We start from the raw sequence: 23,614 nt of genomic DNA, 5'->3' as shown, positions 1-23,614 counted from the left end.
GCGTCAGATGTGTATAAGAGACAGGATCAGTGCTTGCCGATCGGGTCCCCCTCCACGTCCGGGCCGCGGCCCGGGCCGACGCGGAACTCGAAGTCGCCGTCATACTTCTTGTGGCCTGCCATGACGGCCATTTCGACGGCCTCGGAGCCCATCTGCTCACGCACGATCACCGGGTCGCGGCGAAGGTCGCGCATGAGGGCGACGCACATGAAGATCATCACGACGACGAACGGTGCCGCCGCGAGGATCGTGAGGTTCTGCAGACCGGTCAGCGCGTCGCCCTGGCCACTGCCGACCATGAGCATGATCGCGGCCACCGCACCGGTGACCACACCCCAGAACACCACCACGAAGCGGCCGGGTTCGAGCGCGCCCTTCTGCGACAGGGTGCCCATGACGATCGAGGCCGCGTCGGCGCCCGAGACGAAGAAGATGCCGACGAGGATCATCACGAGCAGGCTCGTGACGGTGGCGATGGGGAACTGCTGGAGCACTCCGAAGAGCTGGCCCTCCGGAGTGGCCTCCTTGCCGAGCCGGCCCTCCTCCTGCATCTTCATCGCCGAGCCGCCGAAGATCGCGAACCAGATCAGGCTGACCGTGCTGGGCACGAGGATGACACCGCCGACGAACTGGCGGATCGTGCGGCCCCGGCTGATGCGGGCGATGAACATACCGACGAACGGCGTCCAGGAGATCCACCACGCCCAGTAGAAGACCGTCCAGCTGCCCAGCCAGTCGGCGACGCCCTCGCCGCCGCTCGCCTCGGTGCGGCCCGCCAGCTGGGGCAGGTCGCCGAGGTAGGCGAAGACCGAGGTGGGCAGCAGGTCGAGGACGATGATGGCCGGGCCGGCCACGAACACGAACAGGGCGAGCACCAGCGCCAGCACCATGTTGGTGTTGGACAGCCACTGGATGCCCTTCTCCACACCGGAGATCGCCGACGCGACGAAGGCCAGGGTCAGCACCGCGATGATCGTGACGAGCAGCCCGGTGCTCACCTTGTCCATCCACTTCAGCTCCTGCACGCCGGAGCCGATCTGGAGCGCGCCGAGGCCGAGGGAGGCGGCAGAGCCGAAGACGGTCGCGATGATCGCGAGGATGTCGATGGCCCGGCCGACGCCGCCGTTGGCGTTCTTCCTGCCGATCAGCGGGGTGAAGACGGCGCTTATGGTCTGCCGGCGCCGCCTGCGGAAGGTGCTGTAGGCGATGGCGAGACCCACCACCGCGTAGATCGCCCACGGGTGGAGCGTCCAGTGGAACAGGGTGGTGGCCATGGCCGTCTCCATGCGTTCGCCGGAGTCGGCCGGGTTCGTGCCGGGCGGGGGCGTGCCGTAGTGCGACAGCGGCTCGCTCACGCCGTAGAACATCAGGCCGATGCCCATGCCCGCGCTGAACATCATCGCGACCCAGGACACCGTGCGGAACTCGGGCTCCTCACCCTCCGCGCCGAGGTGGATACGGCCGTAGCGGCTGATCGCGAGCCAGAGGGCGAAGACGACGAAGCCGGAGGCGGCGAGCATGAACGCCCAGCCGCCGTTGTGCATCAGCCCGCCGAGCATGCTGCTGGAAACGTCTTCGAGCGAGTCGGTCGCCGCCGCGCCCCAGACCACGAAGGCGAGGGTGAGGGCCGCCGTGACGCCGAAGACGATGCGGTCGGTCTGGGGCCGGCTCTGACCGGGCAGGCCCGCCTCCGACCCCGGCAGTGCGGCTCCCTCATGGGAATCCTTGTCGCTTGGTCGTTCTTGCGTCACAGGCGGCACCTTTCATCGGGACAGCAGAGGAGGATGGAGCTCCTCCGTAACGCTGCTACCACGTGTGGCGGAATTTCACCCCTCTCAGCACGCAGTTTCGGATGAACCTCTTGTCAGGTGGTACTCGGCCCGGTCGTCGAGCAGCAGCGCCACGAGCGCCCGCAGGGGCTGGCGCAGGGGCACGAGGACGCCCTCGGCGTCCTTGCGCACACGCACACCGTGCAGGGCGAGTTCGTCGCCCACCTCGGCGTACTGGGAAGCGGTGAGCCGGTATCCACAGGGAGGGTTCTGTATGGTTTCTGCCGGTTCGGGCGGATCGTTGTCGGCGCCGCCGACGTAGACCGGACCGGTGGCGGCGTAGCCCGCGAGCCGGGCCCTCGCCGTCGCCGTCTCGAGCCGGCCGCGGCGCTGGTCGGTGTAGCCGAACAGGCCCTTGAGGGCGTCGAGCTGGGAGGTGACCCGACGCCGGTTGTTCAGGGCCGCGTCCGTCTTCTCCGCCTCGGTGAGCGGATCCACGCGGCTCTCGATGAGCAGCCCGACGGAGTGCTTCACCCCGGACATGTTGCGCAGGATGCGCTCCTGCCCGTCTCCGGCGACCTGCTTGACCGGCTCACCGGTCTCCGGGTCGGTCCAGATGCCGTACGTGCCGGTCGAGTGGCCGGCCCGCCGGGCGGTGGGCCGGACGTACGCCTCGGACAGGGTCCGCGCCTCGTCGTGGACCGCCTCGTGGGTGTTGAGGTTGCGCGGCCACAGATCGAAGAGGTCCTTGTCGTAGTACGGGGGTGTGGCGCCGTACTCGTGCAGGTCGTAGACGATGTCGGGGCGCTGATCGCGGATGAGGGCGGCCAGGGCGCGGCCTTCGGCGGTCTTCAGGGCGAGGTGGTCGCGGTTGATGTCGACGCCGTCGCTGTTGCCGCGGGTGTTCGCGGCCCGGCCGTCGGGGTTGGCGGTGGGCACGACCAGGACCGTGGTGCGGTCCAGGAAGCGCCGGGTGCGGCTGTCGCGGGCGTACGCGAGGTCGCGGACGGTGGTCAGGCAGGCCTCGCGGCCGGAGGGTTCGTCGCCGTGCTGGCTGCAGACGAGCAGCACCTTGCTGGGGCTCGATGGGGTGCCGATCCGCACCAGCCGGAGCGGGCGGTCCTGCTTCGTCGTGCCGAAGCGGCTCATGGAGACCCGGTCACTGGACCGGTCGACGGTCTTGAGGAGGTCCTGCTCCTCGGGCCCGGTGGTCCAGCGGGCGCCGTTCGACCGCTCGAAGCCGGTGCGCGGCGGGGCGTCGTCGGCCGCCTGGGCCGGTGCGGCGACCAGACAGGCCGTGAGGGCCACGGCGCTCAGGACCAGGGCGCGGACGCGGGTGGTGTCGCGGGTCACGGGGTTCCCTCCGGGACGCGGTGCGTGGTGCGCGGCTCCCCTACGCCGTCCAGGAACGCGGCGTCGGGGATGACGGACGCAGTCCCCGCGGTGGCGCGGGCGAAGGCGGCTGCTCCGCCGGCGAACGGAACGCGCGCCGAGGTGCGGGAGAGGTCGAGCGTGAGCTTCGGACGGTCGGCGGGGGGAGGGTCGATGAGGCCCCGGTCGGTGCCCGCGACGATCAGCGCCAGGCGGTGGCCCTTCGGGACGACGTGGTCGGTCGCCGCGAGGTCGAGGGTGATGGTGTACCGCTTGCCCGGGGTGAGCGGGGACCCCTTGTGGTCGTCGGCGTGGTTGCCGAGGTCGGCCCAGCCGCGGCTGACGACCGTGTAGTCGACGTCGGCGGTCTTCGCCTTCGTCTCCTTGAAGCAGGAGCTGTCGCCGGTGGTGCTCGCGCCCCAGCAGGTGCGGTCGGTGAGGGTGGTGATGCCTTCGCCGGCGTCGGCGTAGTCGCGGATGGTGGCGGGGCCGATGTCGACGAGGACGGCGGAGAGGTGGGCCGTCGGGGTGGAGGGCGTCGCGGTGACGGTGACCTCCGAGGAACCGGACAGGCGCAGGTCGCGGGTGAGCGGTCCGGTGACGAAGCCGGCCTTCTCCGGTGTCGGCTTGTCGATCCGGGCGGCCCAGTCGGTCTCGCTCAGCCGCGGGTCGTCGGTGAAGCTCTCGGTGCCGTGGCCGCGGTGCAGACCGAGGGTGCCGACGCCGGGCTGAGGGCCCCGGTCGGGGCGCAGGGTGGTCGCCCGGGTACCGTTCGGCGGCCAGACCCTGGAGGTGTCCCACTGGTCGGGCGCGCGTTCGATGTCGGCCATGGGCTCGCGGTCGATGCCGTTGTCGATGCCCATGAGTTCGTGGTCGAACCAGCGGTGCAGCGTCTTGACCCAGGCGCCGCGGCGAAAGTCGAAGGGGTCGACGTGACCGGTCTGGGACAGCCAGATCTTGCGGTCGACGCCGTTCTTCGCGAGGGCGTCCCACCACGGGCCGACGTGCTTCATGCGGACGTTGAGGTCCTGCATGCCGTGGACGAGGAAGACACTGGCCTTGACCTTGCGCGCGGCCTTCACGTAGTCGCGCTCGGTCCACAGCGGGGTCCAGTCGCCGGTGCGCGGGGCGCCGTCGACGAGCCGCTGCTGGACGGATCCGCACTTGGTGCGGGCGTCGGGGCTGTTGACGTAGCCGGAGAGCCACTCGGGGCCGGAGTCGTAGAGGGGGGCGCCCTGCTGGAAGTAGTAGTCGTACCAGGAGGAGATGGCGCTGATCGGGACGACGGTCTTCAGGCCCCTGACGCCGGTGGCGGCGACGCCGTTGGCGATGGTGCCGTCCCAGCTCTTGCCGATCATGCCGGTGCGGCCGTTGGTCCAGCCGGCCTGGGCGCGCGTGCCGCCGGTGCGGGTCGTGTAGGCCTTGGCCCGGCCGTTCAGCCAGTCGACGACGGCCTTGGCGGACTGGATGTCGGAGCGGCCGCCGACGTCGACACAGCCGTCGGAGCGGTTGGTTCCGGTCAGGTCGACGCCGACGAAGGCGTAGCCGCGCGGGACGAAGTAGTTGTCGTAGTACAGCGGCATCTGTGCGACGGCGCCCTGCGCGTCGTACGTCTTCCTCTGGCTCTCGTTGCCGCGCCCGCAGCAGGAGTAGTACGGGCTGGCGTCCATGATGACCGGAACCTTGCGGCCCTGCCGGGCGGTTTCGCGGGGGCGGACGATGTCGACGGCGACCCGGTCGGTCTTTCCGTCGCGGTCGCCGTCGAGCCCGGTGTCCACCCAGACGGCCTCACGGATGGCGTTCCCGTACGAGTAGACGGGTTCGCTCCCGCGCGGGGCGGCGTCCGCAGCCGCGGGGGTGAGCAGTGTGGCCATCAGGGCGGCCGTGGCCGCCGTCGCGAGCGGTCTCCAGGTCGTGAAGCGCGTGCGTTTCGGCATGCGCCGGACGGTACATCGGTGAACTCCTGTGCAGAAGAGGGCAGCTGACGGTCCGGCGTGTCCGGGACGGGCCTTCGGAGAGGCGGGTGTCTCATGTCGGCCGAATGCCGATCGTGTGACAGCGGGGGCCATGGACATGATCAGGGGCACAGGGGGTCGGCAGACTCCCGACAGACTCCGGAAGACCTCGGGACCCTACGACTTGGAGCCTTGCGTGCACCGCAGAATCATCGCGCCGGGAGCCCTGGCAGCGGCCGTTCTCCTGCTGGCGATCCCGGCATCGGCCGCCCCCCGCTCCCCCGGCGCGCCGGGTATCGGCGACCCCTACTACCCGGCCTACGGCAACGGCGGATACGACGTCTCCCACTACGACCTCCGGCTGAAGTACCGGCCGGCCACGGACGAGCTGGAGGGCACGGCGACCCTCGTGGCCCGCACCACGCAGGACCTGTCGAGCTTCAACCTGGACTTCCTGCTGGACGTCGGCGAGGTGCGCGTCAACGGAGCGAAGGCGTCGTTCCGCGCCTCGGGCGAGCACGAGCTGGAGATCACGCCGAAGAGCCCGCTGGCCAAGGGCACGCCGGTCACGGTCGTCGTGCGCTACCGCGGGGTGCCGTCGTCGAAGCAGGCCTACGGCTTCACCAGCTGGCACCGCACCCCGGACGGGGGCGTCGCGGCGAACGAGCCCGAGGCGGCGGCGTGGTGGTTCCCGGGCAACGACCACCCGCTCGACAAGGCGACCTACGACGTGTCCGTGCTGGTTCCGGACGGCACGCAGGCCATCTCCAACGGCACGCTCCAGTCGACGAGTTCACGGCTCGGCTGGACCCGCTGGAACTGGCGGTCCGACAAGCCGCAGGCCACGTACCTCGCCACGCTCGCGGTCGGGAAGTTCGACATCTCGACCGGCACGACCTCGGGCGGCATCCCGGTCCTCAACGCCTACAGCAAGGATCTCGGCGCCCACGCCGGCGCGGCACGGGCCAGCATCGAACGGACCGGGGAGATCGCGGACTGGCTCGCCGGGTACTTCGGGCCGTACCCGTACAACGCGCTCGGCGGGTACGTGCCGAACACGAACACCGGGTACGCGCTGGAGACCCAGACCCGGCCGTTCTACAGCCCGCGGCAGTTCGCGAACGGGTCGAACGTGTCCGTGGTCGTCCACGAGCTGGCCCACCAGTGGTACGGCGACGACGTGTCACTCAAGGGCTGGAAGGACATCTGGATCAACGAGGGGTTCGCGCGGTACGCGCAATGGCTGTGGTCCGAGCACGAGGGCGAGGGCACGGCGCAGGAACTCGCCGACCACGTGTACGCCTCGCATCCGGCCGACGACCCGTTCTGGACGGTGAAGCCCGGGGATCCCGGCCCGGAGAACCAGTTCGACATCGCGGTCTACGACCGTGGCGCGCTGGCCGTGCAGGCGCTGCGCAACGCGATCGGCGACGAGGCGTTCTTCGCGATCCTCAAGGGCTGGCCTTCGCAGTACGCCCACGGCAACGCGTCGGTCTCCGACTTCCGGCGCTACGCCGAGGAGGTGTCCGGCAAGCCCCTGGCGGCGCTGTTCGACACGTGGCTGTACCAGCCGTCGAGGCCGGGGGTGCCGGCGGCTCGGGCCGCGGCGGTCGCGAAGGGGCCGGGGGCTGTCCCGCAGCCGAGGTCGTGGAAGAGGATCGCGGCGACCAACGGGGTGCACGAGCGCACGGAGCGCGAGAACGCCGGGCACGTGCACTGACGCGCCCGGCCCGCACCGCGGTCTGCGGTGGGCCCATGCGCCTCGGCGTGTGGGCCCCGCCCGGGCGCGAGGGCCGGCTGGTGACGGAGCCGGAGGTGCGGAACGTGGCGATCACCGGGGCACCGTCCGTGCTCGGCCTGCGCCCGTCCGGCGTCGGGGACCTGCCGGCTGCCCTGCCCCGGGACTGCCTTTGTGCGGGCGTTCGACAGGGACGGCCAGGACTGGGAACGGGCCGGTCAGTCCCCGTGGTCGTACACCGTCACCTGTATCCCGCGCCGTATCAGGCACTGCTCGACCAGCGGTTCGACCCGGGACCACCTGCCGCCGGCGAGACCGCAGCCGATGCGGGGCATGTGGACGGTCGCGCCCAGTTCACCGGCCCTCTCGGCCAGGGTCTTCAGCGCCGTTTCGATCGCCTCGTAGCGGACGGGGACGCCCTTGCTGCCGGTCCTGGTGCCGCGCTGGCCGATCATGTTGGCCACCCACACATACGGCTCGACCTGGACGAACTGCACCGCGCCGAGCCCGAAGTCGTTGGCCGCGCGGCCTCGGTGCCAGGCCCGGTACGCCGCCTCGGGCTCGGGCCAGCGGCGCGACAGCGCCAGGACGAAGCCCTTGCCCCAGCCTCCGAGATCGTTGCAGACGTGGGCGATGACCTTGACGCCCTTCACCGACGGAGCGGTGGCGTCACCCCGGATGTATGTGATCCCCGACATGACGCCACCGTAGGCCCTCCCGCTGACAGTGGCCCTGGCCTGCTACTTCGTGAGCTGCGACAGCACCTGGTCGGCTAGGCGATCGTGGTGATCTCCGTGACCGGGCTGGCGGGGAGGCGGAAGGAGGGGCGGTCGAGCAGGCCCGCCTTGGCGCGGCGGACGAAGACCAGGTGGCAGACCATGATGATCACCCAGGTGCTGCCGAGCGAGGCGACGTTCAGCACGATCTCGAACCCTGACGTACATAAGGTCCGCGCCCTCGGTAGAGGCACAGACCAAGGGGCCGCCTTTCCCGCGCTGCGCGGCTCACGCGATGGCATACGTCACAGAGCGTGATTCCTCGCACGGCCGTCACCTGGGTCACCGGAGGTTTCACAGCACTGGTGAGACAGCGATACTGCTGCACATGACGACCGACACCGAGGAGCCGACCCTCACGATCGACGAACTGGCCGCCCGGGCCGGTGTCACGGTGCGCACGGTCCGCTTCTACGGCACGAAGGGACTGCTGCCCCCGCCGGTGCTCGGTCCGCGGCGCGTGGGGCACTACGGGCGCGGGCATCTGGCCCGGCTGGCGCTGATCGAGGAGTTGCAGCAGCAGGGCATGACGCTGGCGGGCATCGAGCGCTACCTGCGGCAGCTGCCGCCTGACCTGAGCGCGCACGACCTCGCCATCCACCGGGCCGTGGTGGCCTCCTGGGCCCCGGAGAGCGTCGAGACGGTCACCCGGGCGGAGCTGGAGCGGCGGGCCGGAGGACCGCTGGGCGACGAGGACGTCGAGCGGCTCGTCGCGATGGGCGTGGTCCGGCCCGCGGACAACGGGTACGAGGCCGATCTCGGTCTGCTCCGGCTGGGCGCCGGACTGCTGGACGTGCCGCTCTCCCAGGAGGCGATCTTCGCGGCGCGCAAGGTCCTCATCGAACACGCGCGCGCCGCGGCCCGGGAGCTGTCCCAGCTCTTCCGCGGTGAGGTGGCGCAGCGTGACGCGCGGGACGTGCGGTCCCTGTCGGCGCACATGCACCCGCTGGTGGTGCAGGCGCTTCTCACCGCATTTCAGCGGTCCCTGAAGGAAGAGCTGGACGAGTGGCTCACCGGGCCTTCGGGCTCCGGCGGGTCAGGCGCGGGCTGAATCGCTGAACCGCTCTCCTTTCTCCGCCTTCTCCACCAGCAGCGCGGGCGGCGTGAAGCGCTCCCCGTACTGCTCGGCGAGTTCGCGCGCGCGTGCCACGAATCCGGGCAGGCCGCCCTCGTAGCCGTTGATGTACTGGAGCACACCGCCGGTCCAGCCCGGGAAGCCGATACCGAAGATGGAGCCGATGTTGGCGTCGGCGACGGAGGTCAGCACGCCCTCCTCCAGCAGCCGGACGGTGTCCAGCGCCTCGGAGAACAGCATCCGCTCCTGCATGTCGCGGAACGGGATCCGGTGGCCGGGCCTGGTGTAGTGCTCGCGCAGTCCGGGCCAGAGTCCGGTGCGCCTGCCGTCGTCGCCGTAGTCGTAGAAGCCGGCGCCGCCGCCGCGGCCGGTGCGGCCGAACTCGTCGACCATACGGTCGATGACGGCCTCGGCCGGGTGGGCCGTCCAGGTGCCGCCCGCCTCCTCGACCGCCCGCTTCGACTCGGCCCGGATCTTGCGGGGCAGGGTCAGCGTCAGCTCGTCCATCAGGGACAGCACCTTGGCGGGGTAGCCGGCCTGGGCCGCGGCCTGCTCGACCGAGGCGGGCTCGATGCCCTCGCCGACCATGGCGACGCCCTCGTTGATGAAGTGGCCGATGACGCGGGAGGTGAAGAAGCCACGCGAGTCGTTGACGACGATGGGCGTCTTGTTGATCTGCCGCACCAGGTCGAAGGCGCGTGCCAGGGCCTCCTCGCCGGTGCGCTCGCCCTTGATGATCTCGACGAGCGGCATCTTGTCGACGGGCGAGAAGAAGTGCAGGCCGATGAAGTCGCCCTGACGCTCCACGCCGTCGGCGAGGGCGGTGATGGGCAGGGTGGAGGTGTTGGAGCACAGCAGCGCGTCGGGCTCCACGACGTGCTGGATCTCCTGGAACACCTTGTGCTTGAGCGAGGTGTCCTCGAAGACGGCCTCGATGACGGCGTCGCAGCCGGCCAGGTCCTGGACCTCGGCGGTGGCGGTGATACGGGCCAGCAGCGCGTCGGCCTTGTCCTGGGTCGTACGGCCCTTGGCGACGGCCTTGGCGCACAGCTTCTCGGAGTACCCCTTGCCCTTGAGGGCCGCTTCCAGGGACACGTCCTTGAGGACCACGTCGATGCCGGCGCGGGCGCAGGAGTAGGCGATGCCGGCGCCCATCATCCCGGCGCCGAGGACGGCGACCTTGCGGACCTTGCGGGGCTCGATGCCCTGGGGACGGTTGGCACCGGAGTTGACGGCCTGGAGGTCGAAGAAGAACGCCTGGATCATGTTCTTCGAGGTCTGGCCGGCCGCGAGGTCCACGAAGTAGCGGGCCTCGATGACCTGCGCGGTCTCGAAGTCGACCTGGGAGCCCTCGACGGCGGCGGCCAGGATGTTGCGCGGCGCCGGGTAGGGGGCGCCGTTGGTCTGCTTGCGGAGGCTGGCCGGGAAGGCGGGCAGGTTCGCGGCGAACTTGGGGTTGGCCGGCGTGCCGCCCGGGATGCGGTAGCCGGGCTTGTCCCAGGGCTGCTGGCACTCGGGGTTGGCGTCGATGAAGGCGCGGGCCTTTTCGAGGAGTTCCTCCCGGGTGGCGGCCACGTCGTCGACGAGGCCGTTCTCCAGGGCGCGGCGCGGGTTGTACTGGGTGCCCTGCAGGAGGACCTTCAGCAGCGCGTCGGCGATGCCGAGCAGGCGGACGGTGCGGACGACGCCGCCGCCTCCGGGCAGCAGACCGAGGGTGACCTCGGGGCAGCCGATCTTGGAGCCGGGCGCGTCGAGGGCGACGCGGTGGTGGCAGGCCAGGGCGATCTCGTAACCGCCGCCGAGGGCCGCGCCGTTGAGCGCGGCGACGACCGGCTTGCCGAGGGTCTCGATGCGGCGCAGGTTCCGCTTGATGGCCATGCCGCCGTCGAACAGCTCCTGGGCCGTCTCCGGCGTGACGCGGATGAGGTCGCGCAGGTCGCCGCCGGCGAAGAAGGTCTTCTTGGCGGAGGTGATGATGACGCCCCGGATGGAGTCCTTCTCGGCCTCCAGGCGGTCGGTGACGGCGGCGAGCGAGTCGCGGAACGCCTGGTTCATGGTGTTCGCCGACTGGTTCGGGTCGTCGATGACGAGGGTGACGAGGCCTGTGCGGTCCTGTTCCCAGCGGATGGTGGTGGACTCAGTGCTCATGTGGAGGTGCTCCGTGTGATCCGTCGGGAGGGGGTCAGATGCGCTCGACGATCGTGGCGACGCCCATGCCGCCGCCGACGCACAGCGTGGCGAGGCCGTAGCGCTTGTCCTGGCGCTCCAGTTCGTCGACGAGGGTGCCGAGGATCATCGCGCCGGTGGCGCCGAGGGGGTGGCCGAGCGCGATCGCGCCGCCGTTGACGTTGACCTTGTCCAGGGACAGGCCCATGTCCTTGACGAAGCGCAGCACGACCGCCGCGAACGCCTCGTTGATCTCGACGAGGTCGATGTCGTCGATGGTGAGTCCGGCCTTGGCGAGGGCCTTGCGGGTGGCGGGGGCGGGACCGGTGAGCATGATGGTCGGCTCGGAGCCGGACACGGCCGCGGAGACGATCCGCGCGCGGGGCGTGAGGCCGTGGCGCTCGCCGACCTCCTTGGAGCCGATGGCGACGAGGGAGGCGCCGTCGACGATGCCGGAGGAGTTGCCCGCGTGGTGGACGTGGTCGATCTTCTCCACCCAGTGGTACTGCTGGAGCGCCACCGCGTCGAAGCCGCCGAGTTCGCCGATGTCCGCGAAGGACGGCTTCAGCTTCGCGAGGGAGTCGGCGGTGGTGCCGGGGCGCGGGTGCTCGTCGTGGTCGAGGACGACGAGTCCGCCGCGGTCCTTCACGGGGACGACGGACTTCTCGAAGCGGCCCTCCTTCCAGGCGGCGGCGGCCCGCTCCTGGGAGAGGGCGGCGTACTCGTCGACGTCCCGCCGGCTGAAGCCCTCGATGGTGGCGATGAGGTCGGCGCCGATGCCCTGCGGGACGAAGTTGACGTCGAGGTTGGTCATCGGGTCGTTGAACCAGGCGCCGCCGTCGGAGGCCATCGGCACCCGGGACATGGACTCGACACCGCCCGCGAGGACGAGGTCCTCCCAGCCGGAACGCACCTTGGCGGCGGCCAGGTTGACGGCCTCCAGGCCCGAGGCACAGAAGCGGTTCTCCTGCACACCGGCCACCGTGTCGGGCAGTCCGGCGGCGATGGCGGCGGTCCGGGCGATGTCGGAGCCCTGGTCGCCGACCGGGCTGACGACGCCGAGCACGATGTCGTCGACGGCGGCCGGGTCGAGTCCGGGGAAACGGGCACGGATCTCGTGGATGAGTCCGACGACCAGGTCGATGGGCTTGGTGCCGTGCAGGGCGCCGTTGGCCTTGCCGCGGCCGCGCGGGGTGCGGATCGCGTCGTACACGTACGCTTCGGTGCTCACGAGGAGGCCTTTCACTGAGGGTTGCGGAGCGCTGGGAGGAGCCCGGGGACGTCCCAGTCCCGGGCGACGTCCGCCGTGTCGGCGCCCGGCCGGGCCGGGCCGGTGCGGACGGAGGTCGGGGTCGCGGAGAAGCGGGGGGCCGGGGCGGGCTGGGTGATGCCGCCGTGGTCGGTGAAGGTGCCGCGGGCGGCCAGGTGCGGGTGGTGCGGGGCCTCGCGCAGTGACAGCACGGGTGCCACGCAGGCGTCGGAGCCGTCGAAGACGGCTGTCCACTCGTCCCTCGTGCGGGTCTTGAAGCAGGTGGTGACCTGCTCGCGCAGGTCACCCCACCGGGCCACGTCCTTGCGGGCCCCGGCCTGGCCCTCGATGCCGAGGAGGGCGAGGAACTCCGCGTAGAACTGCGGTTCCAGGGCGCCGACGGCCATGTACCGGCCGTCGGCGGTCTCGTACGTCCCGTAGTAGGGGCAGCCGCCGTCCATGAGGTTGGCGCCGCGGCGGTCCTGCCAGCCGCCGGCGGCGAGCATGCCGTGGATCATCGTGGCGAGATGGGCGGTGCCGTCGACGATGGCGGCGTCCACGACCTGGCCGGTGCCGGTCGCGCGGGCGTGCTGGAGGGCGGCGAGGACGCCGACGACGAGGTAGAGGGAGCCGCCCGCGTAGTCGCCGAGCAGGTTGACCGGAACCACGGGTGGCTCGTCCGGGCGGCCGATCATGCCGAGGGTGCCGGTGGGGGCGATGTACGCGATGTCGTGCCCGGCGCGCTGGGCGAGCGGGCCGTCCTGGCCCCAGCCGGTCATCCGGCCGTAGACGAGACGCGGGTTGCGGGCGTGGCAGGGCTCGGGGCCCACGCCGAGGCGCTCGGCGACGCCGGGGCGGTTGCCCTCGACCAGGATGTCGGCGCGGGCCGCGAGGCCGAGCACCTGGTCCGGCCCGTCGGGGGCCTTCAGGTCGACGACCACGGAGCGCTTGTTGCGGTTGGTGACGTCGTAGGCGGGGTCGATCGCGAGTCCGGAGCCGCCCGGGCGGTCCACGCGCACGACGTCGGCCCCGAGGTCGGCCAGGAGCATGGCGGCGAACGGGCCGGGCCCGATGCCCGCCAGCTCGACGACACGCACGCCGGTGAGCGGGCCGTGTCCTGGCGTCCTTGCCGTGGTCATCCAGCCCCCAGTGCTGTGACACAACTGATGTAACACCAGTGATGCTAAGAACGTGTTGCACTCGGCACAAGCCCTGAACGAGCAAGCGCTTAGCAATCTGCCGGACGAGGTCAGCCCCCGTCCAGCTCGACTGTCAGCCGCTTCGGCGCGATCGCCCGGTAGCTCTCCTCGACCCAGTCGCAGAGCACCTCCGCGGCCGGGGCGCCCTGCCGCTCCAGGGGGATGCTCACCCAGCCCGCCCTGCCCAGGCCGTATCCGGCGGGCTCGGCGCCGGGGCAGGCCAGCGCGTGCGCGTGCGCCGTCTCGTCCTTGAGCTTCACCGTCACCCCCAGGGGGTAACTGCCGTCCTGGACGCCGAGGAAGACGAACACCTTCTTGTTGACCTTCGCGACGGACTCGCCCCAGGGGAACTCCTCGACGGCATCCGGCAGCCCCAGCGCGAACGCACGGGCTTTCTCCCACTTCTTCAGGGCATTCCTGGGCACGGCCATCGTCGTCCTCCGGGCTCGTCGTCGGGCTCCGTACTCCTCACGCTAGCCTCGGCCACCGACAGCGGCACGGGCTGCACGACCGAGGGGTGTCATGAGCAGGCAAAGCAGGACGGACCGTCCGTACGACATCGTGCTCTTCGGAGCCACCAGTTTCGCCGGGGCGCTCACCACGGAGTACCTGGCCGCGCACGCGCCCGAGGGGCTGCGCTGGGCGATCGCGGGCCGCAACGCCGGGAAGCTGGAGCGGCTGCGGGAACGCCTGCCCGCCGGCGCCGAGGTGGGCGTGGAGCGGGCGGACGTCTCCGACCCGGCCTCGCTGCGCCACCTCGCCGGGCAGGCGCGCGTGGTGGCCACGACCGTCGGCCCGTACGTGACGTACGGCGAGGAACTCGTCGCCGCCTGCGCGGACGCCGGGACCGACTACCTGGACCTCTGCGGCGAGCCGGAGTTCGTGGACCTGATGTACGTCCGTCACGACGCCCGCGCGCGGGAGACCGGGGCGCGGCTGGTGCACGCCGCCGGGTTCGACTCGATCCCGCACGACCTGGGCGTGTACTTCACCGTGCAGCAGCTGCCCGAGGACGTGCCGCTGAGCGTCGAGGGCTTCGTGACCGCCGACGCGGCCTTCTCCGGCGGGACCTTCGCCTCCGCGCTCAACCAGTTCGCGCGGCAGCGGGAGATGGCGGCGGCCGTGCGGGACCGGCGGCGGCACGAGCCGCGGCAGGTGGGCCGGCGGGCGTCGGCGCCGCTCGGCGCGCCGCGGTTCGCCAAGGAGGTCGGCGCGTGGGCGCTGCCGATGCCGACCATCGACCCGCAGATCGTGCGGCGCTCGGCGTCGGCCCTCGACCGGTACGGGCCCGACTTCCGCTACCGGCAGTACGCGGCCGTCCGGCATCTGCCGGTCGCCGTGGGCGGGGTCGCTGCGGTCGGCGCGCTGGTCGCGGCGGCCCAGGTGCCGCCCGCGCGGCGCTGGTTGTCGGACCGGCTCAAGCCCGGGGACGGGCCGAGCCCTCAGAAGCGGGCGAAGAGCTGGTTCTCCGTGCGCTTCGTGGGTGAAGGCGGCGGCAAGCGGGTGTACACGGAGGTCTCGGGCGGCGATCCCGGCTACGACGAGACGGCCAAGATGTTCGCCGAGTCGGCGCTGTCCCTGGCCCTCGACGACCTTCCGGAGACGGCGGGCCAGGTCACCACAGCGGTGGCGATGGGCAACAAGCTGATCGACCGGCTGCGCGCGGCGGGCATCCGCTTCCGCGTCGCGTCGGCCCGCTGACGGTCCTACAGCGGCCACTCGGCGATGGTGTAGATCATCCCGGCGATCCAGCCGAGCCCCGCGAGCACGGCGAGGATCAGCCCTATGGTGACGGCCCGCTCGACGGACTGGGTCGGGCCGGCGACAGGCTTGGGGGCGCGGTGCGTCGTCATGCGCCCCAGCCTGCCGACCCGGGGGGCGGCCGGCATCCGTACGGGTACTCAGGACCCGTACTCAGACCGTGCCGTCGCCGGGCGGCCCGTCAGGCCGGGGAGGTCTCCCGGAGGGCCCGGCGGCACAGCGCGTCCGCTCTGCGGGTGGTCTCGGGAAGGCGGTAGCCGGGGGTGAGCGCGAGGGTGTGCGCGCAGGCGTTGTCCAGCGTCACCCGGTGGCCGACCGAGACGAAGACCGGCTTGACGGCGTCCCGGGTGCGCAGGGCCCGGCCGACCTCCTCGGAGCCGGCGAGCAGCGGGGAGGTGCTGCCGCGCGGGATGTCCGGGTCGTCGTGGGTGAAGGTGAACGGGTTCTTCGCGACGCCGATCGTGGGCAGGCCGGTCAGGACGCCGAGGTGGCTGGCGAGGCCGAAGCGGCGGGGGTGGGCGAGGCCGTAGCCGTCGCAGACGACCAGGCCGGGAGCGCAGGGCAGGGCCGCGAGGGCGGCGAGGACCGTGGGGATCTCGCGGAAGGCGAGCAGCCCGGGCACGTAGGGGAAGGAGACCCGGCCCACGGCCGTGGCCTCGGCGACGACGTCGAGACGCGACGCGTCCAGCACGACGGCTGCCGCCGCGACGACGTCCCGTTCGTCGTCGTACGCGACGTCGACCCCCGTCACCCGGCCTGTTCCGGGCGGCGGTCCGGGTTCGCCGAGGATCACGCGTGCGCGTAGTTCGTCCTGGACGGCGCGGGCCTGTTCCTCGGTCGTGGGCCAGTCTTCGGGGATGCGTACGGTCGTCATGGTGGCCCTGAGCCTACGGGCCGCGCGAAGGCCGGCGGGACCAGGGAGTCCGGCCGGCCTCGGGAGGCGTGTGCCTCACTTGCCCAGTGCGCGCTGCAACTGGCTCTTGTTCATGCTGGAACGGCCCTCGACGCCCTTGCGCCTCGCCTCCTGGTACAGCTGGTCATAGGTGGGCCCCTGGGAGCCCTGCCCGGACCGCTGACCGCCCCGCCTGCCGGAGGACATGTCCTGGGTGGAGGTGCGGCTGGCGGTCTTCGACTCGCCGGAGCGGGCGCGTTCCTTGTTCACCGTCCGCGCGGCGATCTCCTTGGCGCGGCCGGTGCTCTCGCCCCGGTCCTTCGCGCTCTCCTTGATGTGCTCGTACTGACGCTCCCGCTTGGAGCTCGAACCGCGTGGCATTCCCGCTCACTTCCTTTCACGATCAGTGAACGAGTACCCACACTGCCGACGATCAGGGTATGCCGCATGCTCAGTGCTCCAGACGGGCAACCCGGCCCTTCTCGCCGGCGGCCCAGCATCCGTGGTCCGGGGTGCAGTCGACGGTGTCGTAGGAGCCCGTGCCGACGGTCCGCCAGGTCCGGCCGGCGTCCGTGGTGAGGTCGGTGCCGGTGGGGCCGACGGCCAGGGCGGCGGTGCGGCTGTGCGGGAGCCAGGCGACGCCGGAGCGGTAGGCGGGGGGCGGGGTGGAGGTGGGGCGCCAGGTGCGGCCGCCGTCGGAGGTGTGTGCGGCCGCCCGCGGTGCGGGCTGGTCCGGGCGGAAGTCGCCGCCGACGGCGAGGCCGTGGGCGCGGTCGCGGAAGGCGAGCGCGAAGACGCCGCGGGCCGGGTCGCCCGCCGGGAGGGGCGTGTCGGTGGCCGTCCAGGTGCGTCCCCGGTCGGCGGAGTGCAGCACACGCGCGCGTGCCGCCCCGCCGGTGGCGAGCCATACGTCCTTCGGGCCGGACGTCACCAGGCACTGGCCGCTCGCCGCGAATCCGGCCTCGCCTTCCTGCGCGGCCGGCATGCCCCGGTCCGGCAGCACCCTCCAGGTACGCCCGCCGTCGCCGGTCGCCAGGATGCGGAACCTGCCGTCCACCGGATCACTCATCGCGAGGCCGTGGCGGTCGTCGAAGAAGGCGAGGCAGTCGTAGAAGGCCTTGTGGTCGGTGTTGCGGAAGGACTCGGTCCAGGTCGCCCCGCTGTCGTCGGTGCGGTAGACCCGGGACGCCTCGCCCTCACCGATGGCCAGGACCACGGCCCGGCGCGCGTCGAAGGCCTCGACGTCCCGGAACTGCAACTCCCCCGCGCCCGGCGGCGAGACGTTGCGCCAGGCCGCCCCGCCGTCGGTGGTGCGCAGGACGGTGCCGCCGGTCCCGGCGACCCAGGCGGTGTTCCGGCTGACGGCGGCCAGGCCCCGGAACCGTGCCTCCGGGGTGCCGGTGTCCTTGAGTTCCCAGTGCGGCACCCGGCGCTCCGGCTCGTGCGCCTGTGCCGGTACGGCGGTCAGGGCTGCCAGTGCCGCCGCGCAGGCCGCCATCGCGGTCGCCCTGCTGCGTGTTCGTCCCGTCCGTCGCGTGCTCCCCATGCGCCTCATGGCGGGGGAAGCTAGCCCACCCCCCGGGTGCCGTCCAGATGGCATCACGGGTGCTCCACGTGGTGCGGCGGGCGCCACAAGTGCCCTTGGAGTCACACGAGGAGAGTCACGTCACTCTGGTGCATGAACGCGGTGACAGAGGTCACTCGCCATTCGTGTGCACGGATTGGCTGATTCCGTCGTCTCTTCCCATGCCCGGCCTCATCCGCCCGGAAGTGTCCGTCCAGCCGCCACAAGGGAGCAAGGCGTTGTCCATCGTCATCGAGCAGCCCGTGGAGGCCCGCCTCGTCGCCGCCGCGCCGCGTATGCCGAGCATTCCCGCGACGCTGCACTACGACCGGCGTGATCCTTTCGCCGTCCGCATGTCCTTCCCCGCTCCGGCCACGCTGGAGGGTGTCGAGGTGTGCTGGACCTTCTCCCGCGAGCTGCTCGCCGCGGGCCAGCAGAACGCCGAGGGGCACGGCGACGTGCGCGTGCGGCCCTACGGCTACGACCGCACGGTCCTGGAGTTCCACGCCCCCGAGGGCACCGCCGTGGTCCATGTCCGCTCGAGCGAGATCCGCCGGTTCCTCGATGCCACGAGCGAACTCGTGCCCGTCGGTCTGGAACACCTCCAGCTGGACCTGGACCACGGTCTCGCCGAGCTGATGCGGGACGCGTGCTGAGCCAACGGGCCCGCTCCAGGAGCGCATCGACCTCGTCGTGGCCGAGCGCGTCCGCCGGTGACCCGTAGGTTCCCCGGTCCAGCAGCTCCCGGGCTGCCCGGCGGACCAGGGCGTGGGCGGCCTGGGCGATGCCCGAGCCGACGCTGACGCGGGCGACGCCCAGGGCGGCCAGTTCGGCGACCGGGGGCGCGCCGGGGCCGGCCATGACGCTCAGCGGCCCGTCGACGCCGCCCACGAGTTCCTTCACGGTCCCCGGGTCGACCATCCCGGGGACGAAGATCCCGTCGGCGCCGGCAGCGCGGAGGAGACCGGCCGTGCGAGGCCGTACCGGCACCGGTGGAGCCGGTACGGACGGCGGTGGAGGCGACGGCACACTGCCGCCGGCGGGGCCCCGGCCGAGCGAGGCCGCGTCGTCGGCGGCGCGGCACGCCCGGCGGGCGTCAGGGCGAGGTCGCCACCGCGGCCCCCGCGGTCACCGCCGTGCTCACCTCGCGCAGGACGCCCCCCAGCCCGGGCGTCGCCGCTGCGGCCCGCCCGGCCAGTTGCCCGGCGCGCTGTCCAGGCGTGCTTTCGCCGCAGAGACCCGCCGCGGCGGCGAGGACGGCCACCGCCGCGTCCCGCTCGGACACCTCCGTGACCGGCAGCGGCCCGCGGAGGATCCGCCGGGTCTCCTCCCGCAGCGCCTCCCCTACGGCCACCCGCTCCAGCGCGTACTCCACGGACGGGAACACACCGAGGACCCGTCTCTTCTCCGCCCGCAGATACCCCTCGGCCACCAGTTGCTCCCGCACCGCGTCGAAGGTCACCCGTGCCCGCAGCGTCACCCACGTACGCCACGGGTGCGGGCACGACTCGCGGACGAGTTCGAGCAGGCCGTCGAGGACCGCGTCACCCGTGGCCGTATCCGGGTCGGCCGGCGTGACGATGCCGCCCTCGTCGATGAGCAGGCCGCGCCGGGCCAGCTCGACGAGGGCACCGGCCCGGACCGGGCCGGGCCGGTGGGCGGTGCCGCCGGCCGCCGGCCGCGCGGCGTCCCAGGCCAGCAGGCAGAGCCGGGCCGGCAGCGAGAGCGGGCCGTACGGCACAGGGGCCTCCTGAGGGCAGGAAGATCACGTTCCACGTTAATCCGTTGACAGGCCCACAGGGCCCTCCTACGGTGTACAGCGTCCTGTTGCCGCCGATTGGAGAAGGACGTTGCTCGTCTGAGGTCCTGAGACACCGCGTCACACCCACTGGTGTGTGCGCTGCGTGCGACCTCGGCGTTCGAGCCGTTCTCCCGGTGCAGGGCTTTCCTCACGTCCGTGACGTGCCCATGGAGCCTCTCCCCCCTGGTCGCAGGTGTCTCGACACGCGTTTGCCCCTGACCGCTTCAAGCAACCGCGAGGCCCCATGTCTGCTTCCATCACCGTCACGTCCCTGTCGTTCTCCTGGCCCGACGGCAGTCCCGTCTTCGAGGGCCTGGACGTGGCGTTCGGCCCGGGCCGGACCGGCCTGGTCGGCGTCAACGGCTCGGGAAAATCAACCCTGTTGAAGCTGATCGCCGGTGAACTCGCACCGGCCGACGGTACCGTCCGCATGGCCGGCGAGGTCGGCTATCTCCCGCAGAACGTCACGCTCGACACCACCCTGCGCATCGACGAGGCCCTCGGTATCGCCGGACAGCGCGCCGCCCTGCACGCCATCGAGGCGGGCGACGTCTCCGAGACGCACTTCGAGACCGTGGGCGACGACTGGGACGTGGAGGAGCGCGCCCTCGCCACCCTCGGAGAACTCGGGCTCGGGCACGTCGAGTTGGACCGCACCGTCGGTGAGGTGTCCGGCGGCGAGTCGGTCCTGCTGCGCCTGGCCGCACTGCTGCTGCGCCGCCCCGACGTGCTGCTGCTGGACGAGCCGACCAACAATCTCGACCTGTACGCCCGCAGGCGGCTGTACACGGCCGTCCAGTCCTGGCCGGGCGTGATGATCGTCGTGAGCCACGACCGTGAACTGCTGGACCTCGTCGACCAGATCGCCGACCTGCGCCGAGTGAATCCTGCGGCGCGTAGCGCCTCGGTCGAGGGTGGTGGTGGGAGACGGGTGGGCGAGATCACCTGGTACGGCGGCAACTACTCCGCCTACGAGGAGGCCCTGGAGATCGAGCAGGAGGCGGCCGAGCGCATGGTGCGCGTCGCCGAGTCCGACTTCCGCAAGCAGAAGCGCGAACTGGCCGACGCCCAGGTCAAACTGGCCCGCCGCAAGCGGTACGGGCAGAAGATGTGGGACCAGAAGCGCGAGCCGAAGATCGTCATGGGTGCGCGCAAGCGCGCGGCACAGGAGTCCGCGGGCAAGCACCGCATCATGCACGAGGAGAAGCTGGCCGAGGCCAGGGAGCGCCTCGACGAGGCGGTGGAGGCCGTACGGGACGACGACGAGATCCGCGTCGAACTGCCGTACACGGCCGTGCCGCCGGGGCGTACCGTCCTCACCCTCCAGGATCTCGGGCTCCGGTACGGTGCCCGGGTGAAGGGCTGCTTCGACCTGCGCGGGCCCGAGCGGGTCGCGCTGATCGGGCGCAACGGCGCGGGCAAGACCACGTTGCTGCGCACGATCACCGGCGAGCTCACCCCGGAGTCGGGCGAGGTGCGGGCGCACGTCCCGCTGCGGTTCCTGCCGCAGCGGCTCGACGTCCTCGACGGGGAGCTTTCCGTCGCCGAGAACGTGGCGCGGTTCGCTCCGGACGCCACCAACAACCGGGTCCGGGCGCGGCTGGCGCGCTTCCTGTTCCGGGGCGCCCGGGCCGACCAGAAGGCGGCGACGCTGTCCGGCGGCGAACGCTTCCGGGCCGCGCTGGCGGCACTGATGCTGGCCGAGCCCGCACCGCAGCTGCTCATGCTGGACGAGCCGACCAACAACCTCGACATGGCGAGCGTCCGGCAGCTCACCTCGGCCCTGGAGTCGTACGAGGGCGCGCTGATCGTGGCCAGCCATGACCTGCCGTTCCTGGAGTCGGTCGGCATCACGCGCTGGCTGCTGCTGGAGGAAGGAGAACTGAAGGAAATCACGCCAGAAGCTGTCGGGTTTTCCTCCTAGCGTCGGGGGCATGACCGACTTCGCGCACGATGCCATCACCCTGACCGGAGCACGCGAGAACAACCTCAAGGACGTCACCCTGCGCATCCCGAAGGGCCGGCTGACGGTGTTCACCGGTGTTTCGGGATCGGGGAAGTCGTCCGTCGTCTTCGACACGATCGCGGTGGAGTCGCAGCGCCAGCTGAACGAGACGTATCCGTGGTTCGTCCGCAACCGGCTGCCCAAGTTCGAGCGGCCGCACGCGGACGGCCTGGAGCACCTCACCCCCGCGATCGTGGTCGACCAGCGGCAGGTCGGCGGCCACTCCCGGTCGACCGTCGGCACCATGACCGACGTCTATTCGGTGATCAGGGTGCTGTTCTCCCGGCACGGCACCCCGAGCGCCGGACCGGCGACGGCGTACTCGTTCAACGACCCGTCGGGGATGTGCCCCGAGTGCGACGGCCTCGGCCGGACGGTACGGCCCGACTGGGACCGCATCCTCGACCCGGGCCGCTCCCTCACGGACGGGGCGATCCGCTTCCCGCCCTTCGCCGCCGGGACCTGGCAGGGGCAGACGTACACGAACAGCGCCGACCTGGACCCGCACAAGCCGGTGGGGCGGTTCACGGCCGCCGAGCGGGAGTTCCTGATGCGCGGCCGGCCCGGCAGCAAGGTCACCGTCAACGGCAGCGGCGGCACCTGGACCACCGAGTACGAGGGGCTGGCCGTCCGCTTCGAGCGGCTGTACCTGAAGCGGGACCTGTCTGCCATGAGCCAGAAGACCCGGGACCTGGTCCGCGCGTTCCTGGTGGAGGGCCCCTGCCCGGACTGCCGTGGAGCGCGTCTGAACGCGGCGGCGCTCGCGACCCGGATCAACGGCCGGTCGATCGCCGACTGCACCCGCATGCAGGTGACGGACCTGATCACCGTACTGAAGGAGATCGGCGATCCGGTGGCCGGACCGATCGCGCGGGCCGCCGTGGCCGCGCTGGAGCGCATCGAGGCGATCGGCCTCGGCTACCTCAGCCTCGACCGGGAGACGGCCACGCTCAGCGGCGGGGAGGGGCAGCGGCTGAAGACGGTGCGGCACCTCGGCTCCAGCCTGACCGGCATGACGTACATCTTCGACGAGCCGAGCGTCGGCCTGCACCCGCGGGACGTGGGCCGCCTCGGCGACCTGCTGCTGCGGCTGCGCGACAAGGGAAACACCGTGCTGGTGGTCGAGCACGACCCGGACGTCATCGCGCTGGCCGACCACGTCGTCGACATGGGGCCGGGCGCGGGTGCCGGGGGCGGCACGGTGGTGTTCGAGGGGACGCCGCGGGAACTGGCCGTGTCCGGCACGCTCACCGGGCACTGCCTGCGCACCCGTACGGCGGTCAAGGACGAGGTGCGGGAACCCACCGGCGAGCTGTGGGTCAAGGGCGCCGACCGGCACAACCTGCGGGACGTGACCGTACGGTTCCCGGCCGGTGTGCTCACGGCTGTGACCGGGGTCGCCGGGTCCGGGAAGAGCACCCTGGCCGGGGAGTTCACGGCAGCGCACGCCGAGGCCGTGGTCGTCGACCAGTCGTCGATCGGCATCTCGGGCCGCTCCACCCCGGCGACCTACCTCGGGATCATGGACACCGTGCGGAAGATCTTCGCCCGCGAGACGGGAGCCGAACCGGGGTACTTCAGCTTCAACTCCAGCGGGGCCTGCGGCACCTGCGAGGGCCGGGGCATCATCTACGCCGACCTCGCCTTCATGGACCCGGTGACGACGACCTGCCACGACTGCGAGGGGCGGCGCTTCAAGGAGGACGTGCTGCGGCTGACCGTGCGGGGCCGTTCCGTCGCGGACGTCCTGGAGATGACGGCCGAGCAGGCTCTCGGCTTCTTCGAGGACAAGGGCGTACGGCGCCGGCTGCACGCCCTGCGCGACGTCGGGCTGACCTACCTGACGCTCGGCCAGCCCCTCTCCACGCTCTCCGGGGGCGAGCGGCAGCGCATCAAGCTGGCCACACGGCTGCACCGGACGGGCGTGGTCTACGTGCTCGACGAACCGACGACCGGCCTACACATGGCGGACGTGGAGATCCTCGTCGCCCTGCTGGACCGGCTGGTCGACGCGGGCAACACGGTCGTCGTCGTGGAGCACAACCTCGACGTGGTCGCCCGGGCCGACTGGGTGATCGACCTCGGCCCGGACGGCGGCCGGGACGGAGGCGAGGTCGTCTTCGAGGGGACGCCCCGGCAACTCCTGGCGGTGCAGGGTTCGTTCACCGGCGAACATCTGCGGCGGGCGGCGCGGCAACGACCGTGAGCCGGGGGGTGTGCCGACGTCGAAGCGCGATCCACTCGCCGAACCTCAAGGCGTGGCTCGCCGCCGGACCTGTGCGCCCCGGGGTGC

Annotated in this window: 19 protein-coding genes and 2 pseudogenes; 6 read left to right on the top strand and 15 right to left on the bottom strand. The window is 71.7% G+C overall.

Annotated elements, in window-relative coordinates:
* Positions 1-26: 26 nt before the first annotated feature.
* From ACFU3E_RS29435 to ACFU3E_RS29425, 3 genes are all read right to left on the bottom strand, one after another.
* Positions 27-1,751 (bottom strand): BCCT family transporter, encoded by a 1,725-nt coding sequence (locus ACFU3E_RS29435; protein WP_384164732.1) that lies wholly within the window; start codon positions 1,749-1,751, stop codon positions 27-29.
* 84 nt (positions 1,752-1,835) lie between these two features.
* On the bottom strand, positions 1,836-3,122 hold the full coding sequence (locus ACFU3E_RS29430; protein WP_384164729.1) for a M14 family metallocarboxypeptidase: 1,287 nt from the start codon (positions 3,120-3,122) through the stop codon (positions 1,836-1,838).
* Positions 3,119-5,077, bottom strand: a complete 1,959-nt coding sequence (locus ACFU3E_RS29425; RefSeq protein ID WP_384164725.1) for a Xaa-Pro dipeptidyl-peptidase — start codon at positions 5,075-5,077, stop codon at positions 3,119-3,121. The genes ACFU3E_RS29430 and ACFU3E_RS29425 overlap by 4 nt, the downstream gene beginning before the upstream one ends.
* 214 nt (positions 5,078-5,291) lie before the next feature.
* Between ACFU3E_RS29425 and ACFU3E_RS29420 the strand changes: the two genes are divergently transcribed.
* Positions 5,292-6,815, top strand: a complete 1,524-nt coding sequence (locus tag ACFU3E_RS29420) for a M1 family metallopeptidase (protein ID WP_384164722.1) — start codon at positions 5,292-5,294, stop codon at positions 6,813-6,815.
* Positions 6,816-7,051: 236 nt separating this feature from the next.
* Here ACFU3E_RS29420 and ACFU3E_RS29415 read toward each other — a convergent pair whose 3' ends face one another.
* Entirely contained in the window at positions 7,052-7,531 is a 480-nt protein-coding gene (locus ACFU3E_RS29415; RefSeq protein ID WP_384164719.1) for a macro domain-containing protein, read from the bottom strand.
* 77 nt (positions 7,532-7,608) lie between these two features.
* Positions 7,609-7,773: pseudogene (locus ACFU3E_RS29410) on the bottom strand (L-asparagine permease); the annotation flags it as partial.
* 164 nt (positions 7,774-7,937) lie between these two features.
* On the opposite strand from ACFU3E_RS29410, the gene ACFU3E_RS29405 reads away from it, so the two are divergent.
* On the top strand, positions 7,938-8,660 hold the full coding sequence (locus ACFU3E_RS29405; protein WP_384164716.1) for a MerR family transcriptional regulator: 723 nt from the start codon (positions 7,938-7,940) through the stop codon (positions 8,658-8,660).
* Here ACFU3E_RS29405 and ACFU3E_RS29400 read toward each other — a convergent pair.
* From ACFU3E_RS29400 to ACFU3E_RS29385, 4 genes are all read right to left on the bottom strand, one after another.
* Entirely contained in the window at positions 8,646-10,832 is a 2,187-nt protein-coding gene (locus ACFU3E_RS29400) for a 3-hydroxyacyl-CoA dehydrogenase NAD-binding domain-containing protein (RefSeq protein WP_384164713.1), read from the bottom strand. The two genes, ACFU3E_RS29405 and ACFU3E_RS29400, sit on opposite strands and share 15 nt — an antisense overlap.
* 34 nt (positions 10,833-10,866) lie before the next feature.
* Complete coding sequence (locus tag ACFU3E_RS29395) at positions 10,867-12,081, bottom strand: acetyl-CoA C-acetyltransferase (protein WP_384164710.1); 1,215 nt, start codon at positions 12,079-12,081, stop codon at positions 10,867-10,869.
* 11 nt (positions 12,082-12,092) lie between these two features.
* Positions 12,093-13,238: a CaiB/BaiF CoA transferase family protein gene (locus ACFU3E_RS29390; RefSeq protein ID WP_384164707.1), complete on the bottom strand. Its 1,146-nt coding sequence runs from the start codon at positions 13,236-13,238 to the stop codon at positions 12,093-12,095.
* A 110-nt stretch (positions 13,239-13,348) separates the two neighbouring features.
* Positions 13,349-13,729: an MmcQ/YjbR family DNA-binding protein gene (locus tag ACFU3E_RS29385; RefSeq protein WP_384164704.1), complete on the bottom strand. Its 381-nt coding sequence runs from the start codon at positions 13,727-13,729 to the stop codon at positions 13,349-13,351.
* 91 nt (positions 13,730-13,820) lie between these two features.
* Here ACFU3E_RS29385 and ACFU3E_RS29380 point away from each other — a divergent pair, with 91 nt between their 5' ends.
* On the top strand, positions 13,821-14,999 hold the full coding sequence (locus tag ACFU3E_RS29380) for a saccharopine dehydrogenase family protein (RefSeq protein WP_384164701.1): 1,179 nt from the start codon (positions 13,821-13,823) through the stop codon (positions 14,997-14,999).
* 5 nt (positions 15,000-15,004) lie between these two features.
* Here ACFU3E_RS29380 and mmpA read toward each other — a convergent pair whose 3' ends face one another.
* The 4 genes from mmpA to ACFU3E_RS29360 all read right to left on the bottom strand — a co-directional run bounded on the left by mmpA (position 15,005) and on the right by ACFU3E_RS29360 (position 17,497).
* Entirely contained in the window at positions 15,005-15,151 is a 147-nt protein-coding gene (mmpA, locus tag ACFU3E_RS29375) for a morphogenic membrane protein MmpA (RefSeq protein ID WP_283968808.1), read from the bottom strand.
* A gap of 89 nt (positions 15,152-15,240) precedes the next feature.
* Positions 15,241-15,933: an endonuclease V gene (locus tag ACFU3E_RS29370; RefSeq protein WP_384164698.1), complete on the bottom strand. Its 693-nt coding sequence runs from the start codon at positions 15,931-15,933 to the stop codon at positions 15,241-15,243.
* A gap of 75 nt (positions 15,934-16,008) precedes the next feature.
* A complete protein-coding gene (locus tag ACFU3E_RS29365) occupies positions 16,009-16,332 on the bottom strand; it encodes a plasmid stabilization protein (protein WP_384164695.1) in 324 nt (107 codons plus the stop codon).
* 70 nt (positions 16,333-16,402) lie between these two features.
* A complete protein-coding gene (locus tag ACFU3E_RS29360; RefSeq protein ID WP_384164691.1) occupies positions 16,403-17,497 on the bottom strand; it encodes a WD40/YVTN/BNR-like repeat-containing protein in 1,095 nt (364 codons plus the stop codon).
* Between the two features lie 257 nt (positions 17,498-17,754).
* Between ACFU3E_RS29360 and ACFU3E_RS29355 the strand changes: the two genes are divergently transcribed.
* Positions 17,755-18,171: an SsgA family sporulation/cell division regulator gene (locus tag ACFU3E_RS29355; RefSeq protein WP_384164688.1), complete on the top strand. Its 417-nt coding sequence runs from the start codon at positions 17,755-17,757 to the stop codon at positions 18,169-18,171.
* Between the two features lie 91 nt (positions 18,172-18,262).
* Here ACFU3E_RS29355 and ACFU3E_RS29350 read toward each other — a convergent pair.
* Together ACFU3E_RS29350 and ACFU3E_RS29345 are read right to left on the bottom strand one after the other, a co-directional pair.
* Positions 18,263-18,505 (bottom strand): annotated as a pseudogene (locus tag ACFU3E_RS29350) (isocitrate lyase/phosphoenolpyruvate mutase family protein); the annotation flags it as partial.
* 106 nt (positions 18,506-18,611) lie between these two features.
* A complete protein-coding gene (locus ACFU3E_RS29345; protein WP_384164685.1) occupies positions 18,612-19,256 on the bottom strand; it encodes a GPP34 family phosphoprotein in 645 nt (214 codons plus the stop codon).
* Between the two features lie 304 nt (positions 19,257-19,560).
* Between ACFU3E_RS29345 and ACFU3E_RS29340 the strand changes: the two genes are divergently transcribed.
* Positions 19,561-21,240 (top strand): ABC-F family ATP-binding cassette domain-containing protein, encoded by a 1,680-nt coding sequence (locus tag ACFU3E_RS29340; RefSeq protein WP_384164682.1) that lies wholly within the window; start codon positions 19,561-19,563, stop codon positions 21,238-21,240.
* Between the two features lie 10 nt (positions 21,241-21,250).
* Positions 21,251-23,527, top strand: coding sequence for an ATP-binding cassette domain-containing protein (locus ACFU3E_RS29335; RefSeq protein ID WP_384164679.1), 2,277 nt, complete (start codon positions 21,251-21,253; stop codon positions 23,525-23,527).
* The last annotated feature ends 87 nt before the right edge of the window (positions 23,528-23,614 follow it).

Origin of the sequence: Streptomyces sp. NPDC057424 (assembly GCF_042803315.1) — a bacterium.
Classification (GTDB): Bacteria; Actinomycetota; Actinomycetes; order Streptomycetales; family Streptomycetaceae; genus Streptomyces.
This window is presented reverse-complemented; position numbering and strand designations above follow the sequence as displayed.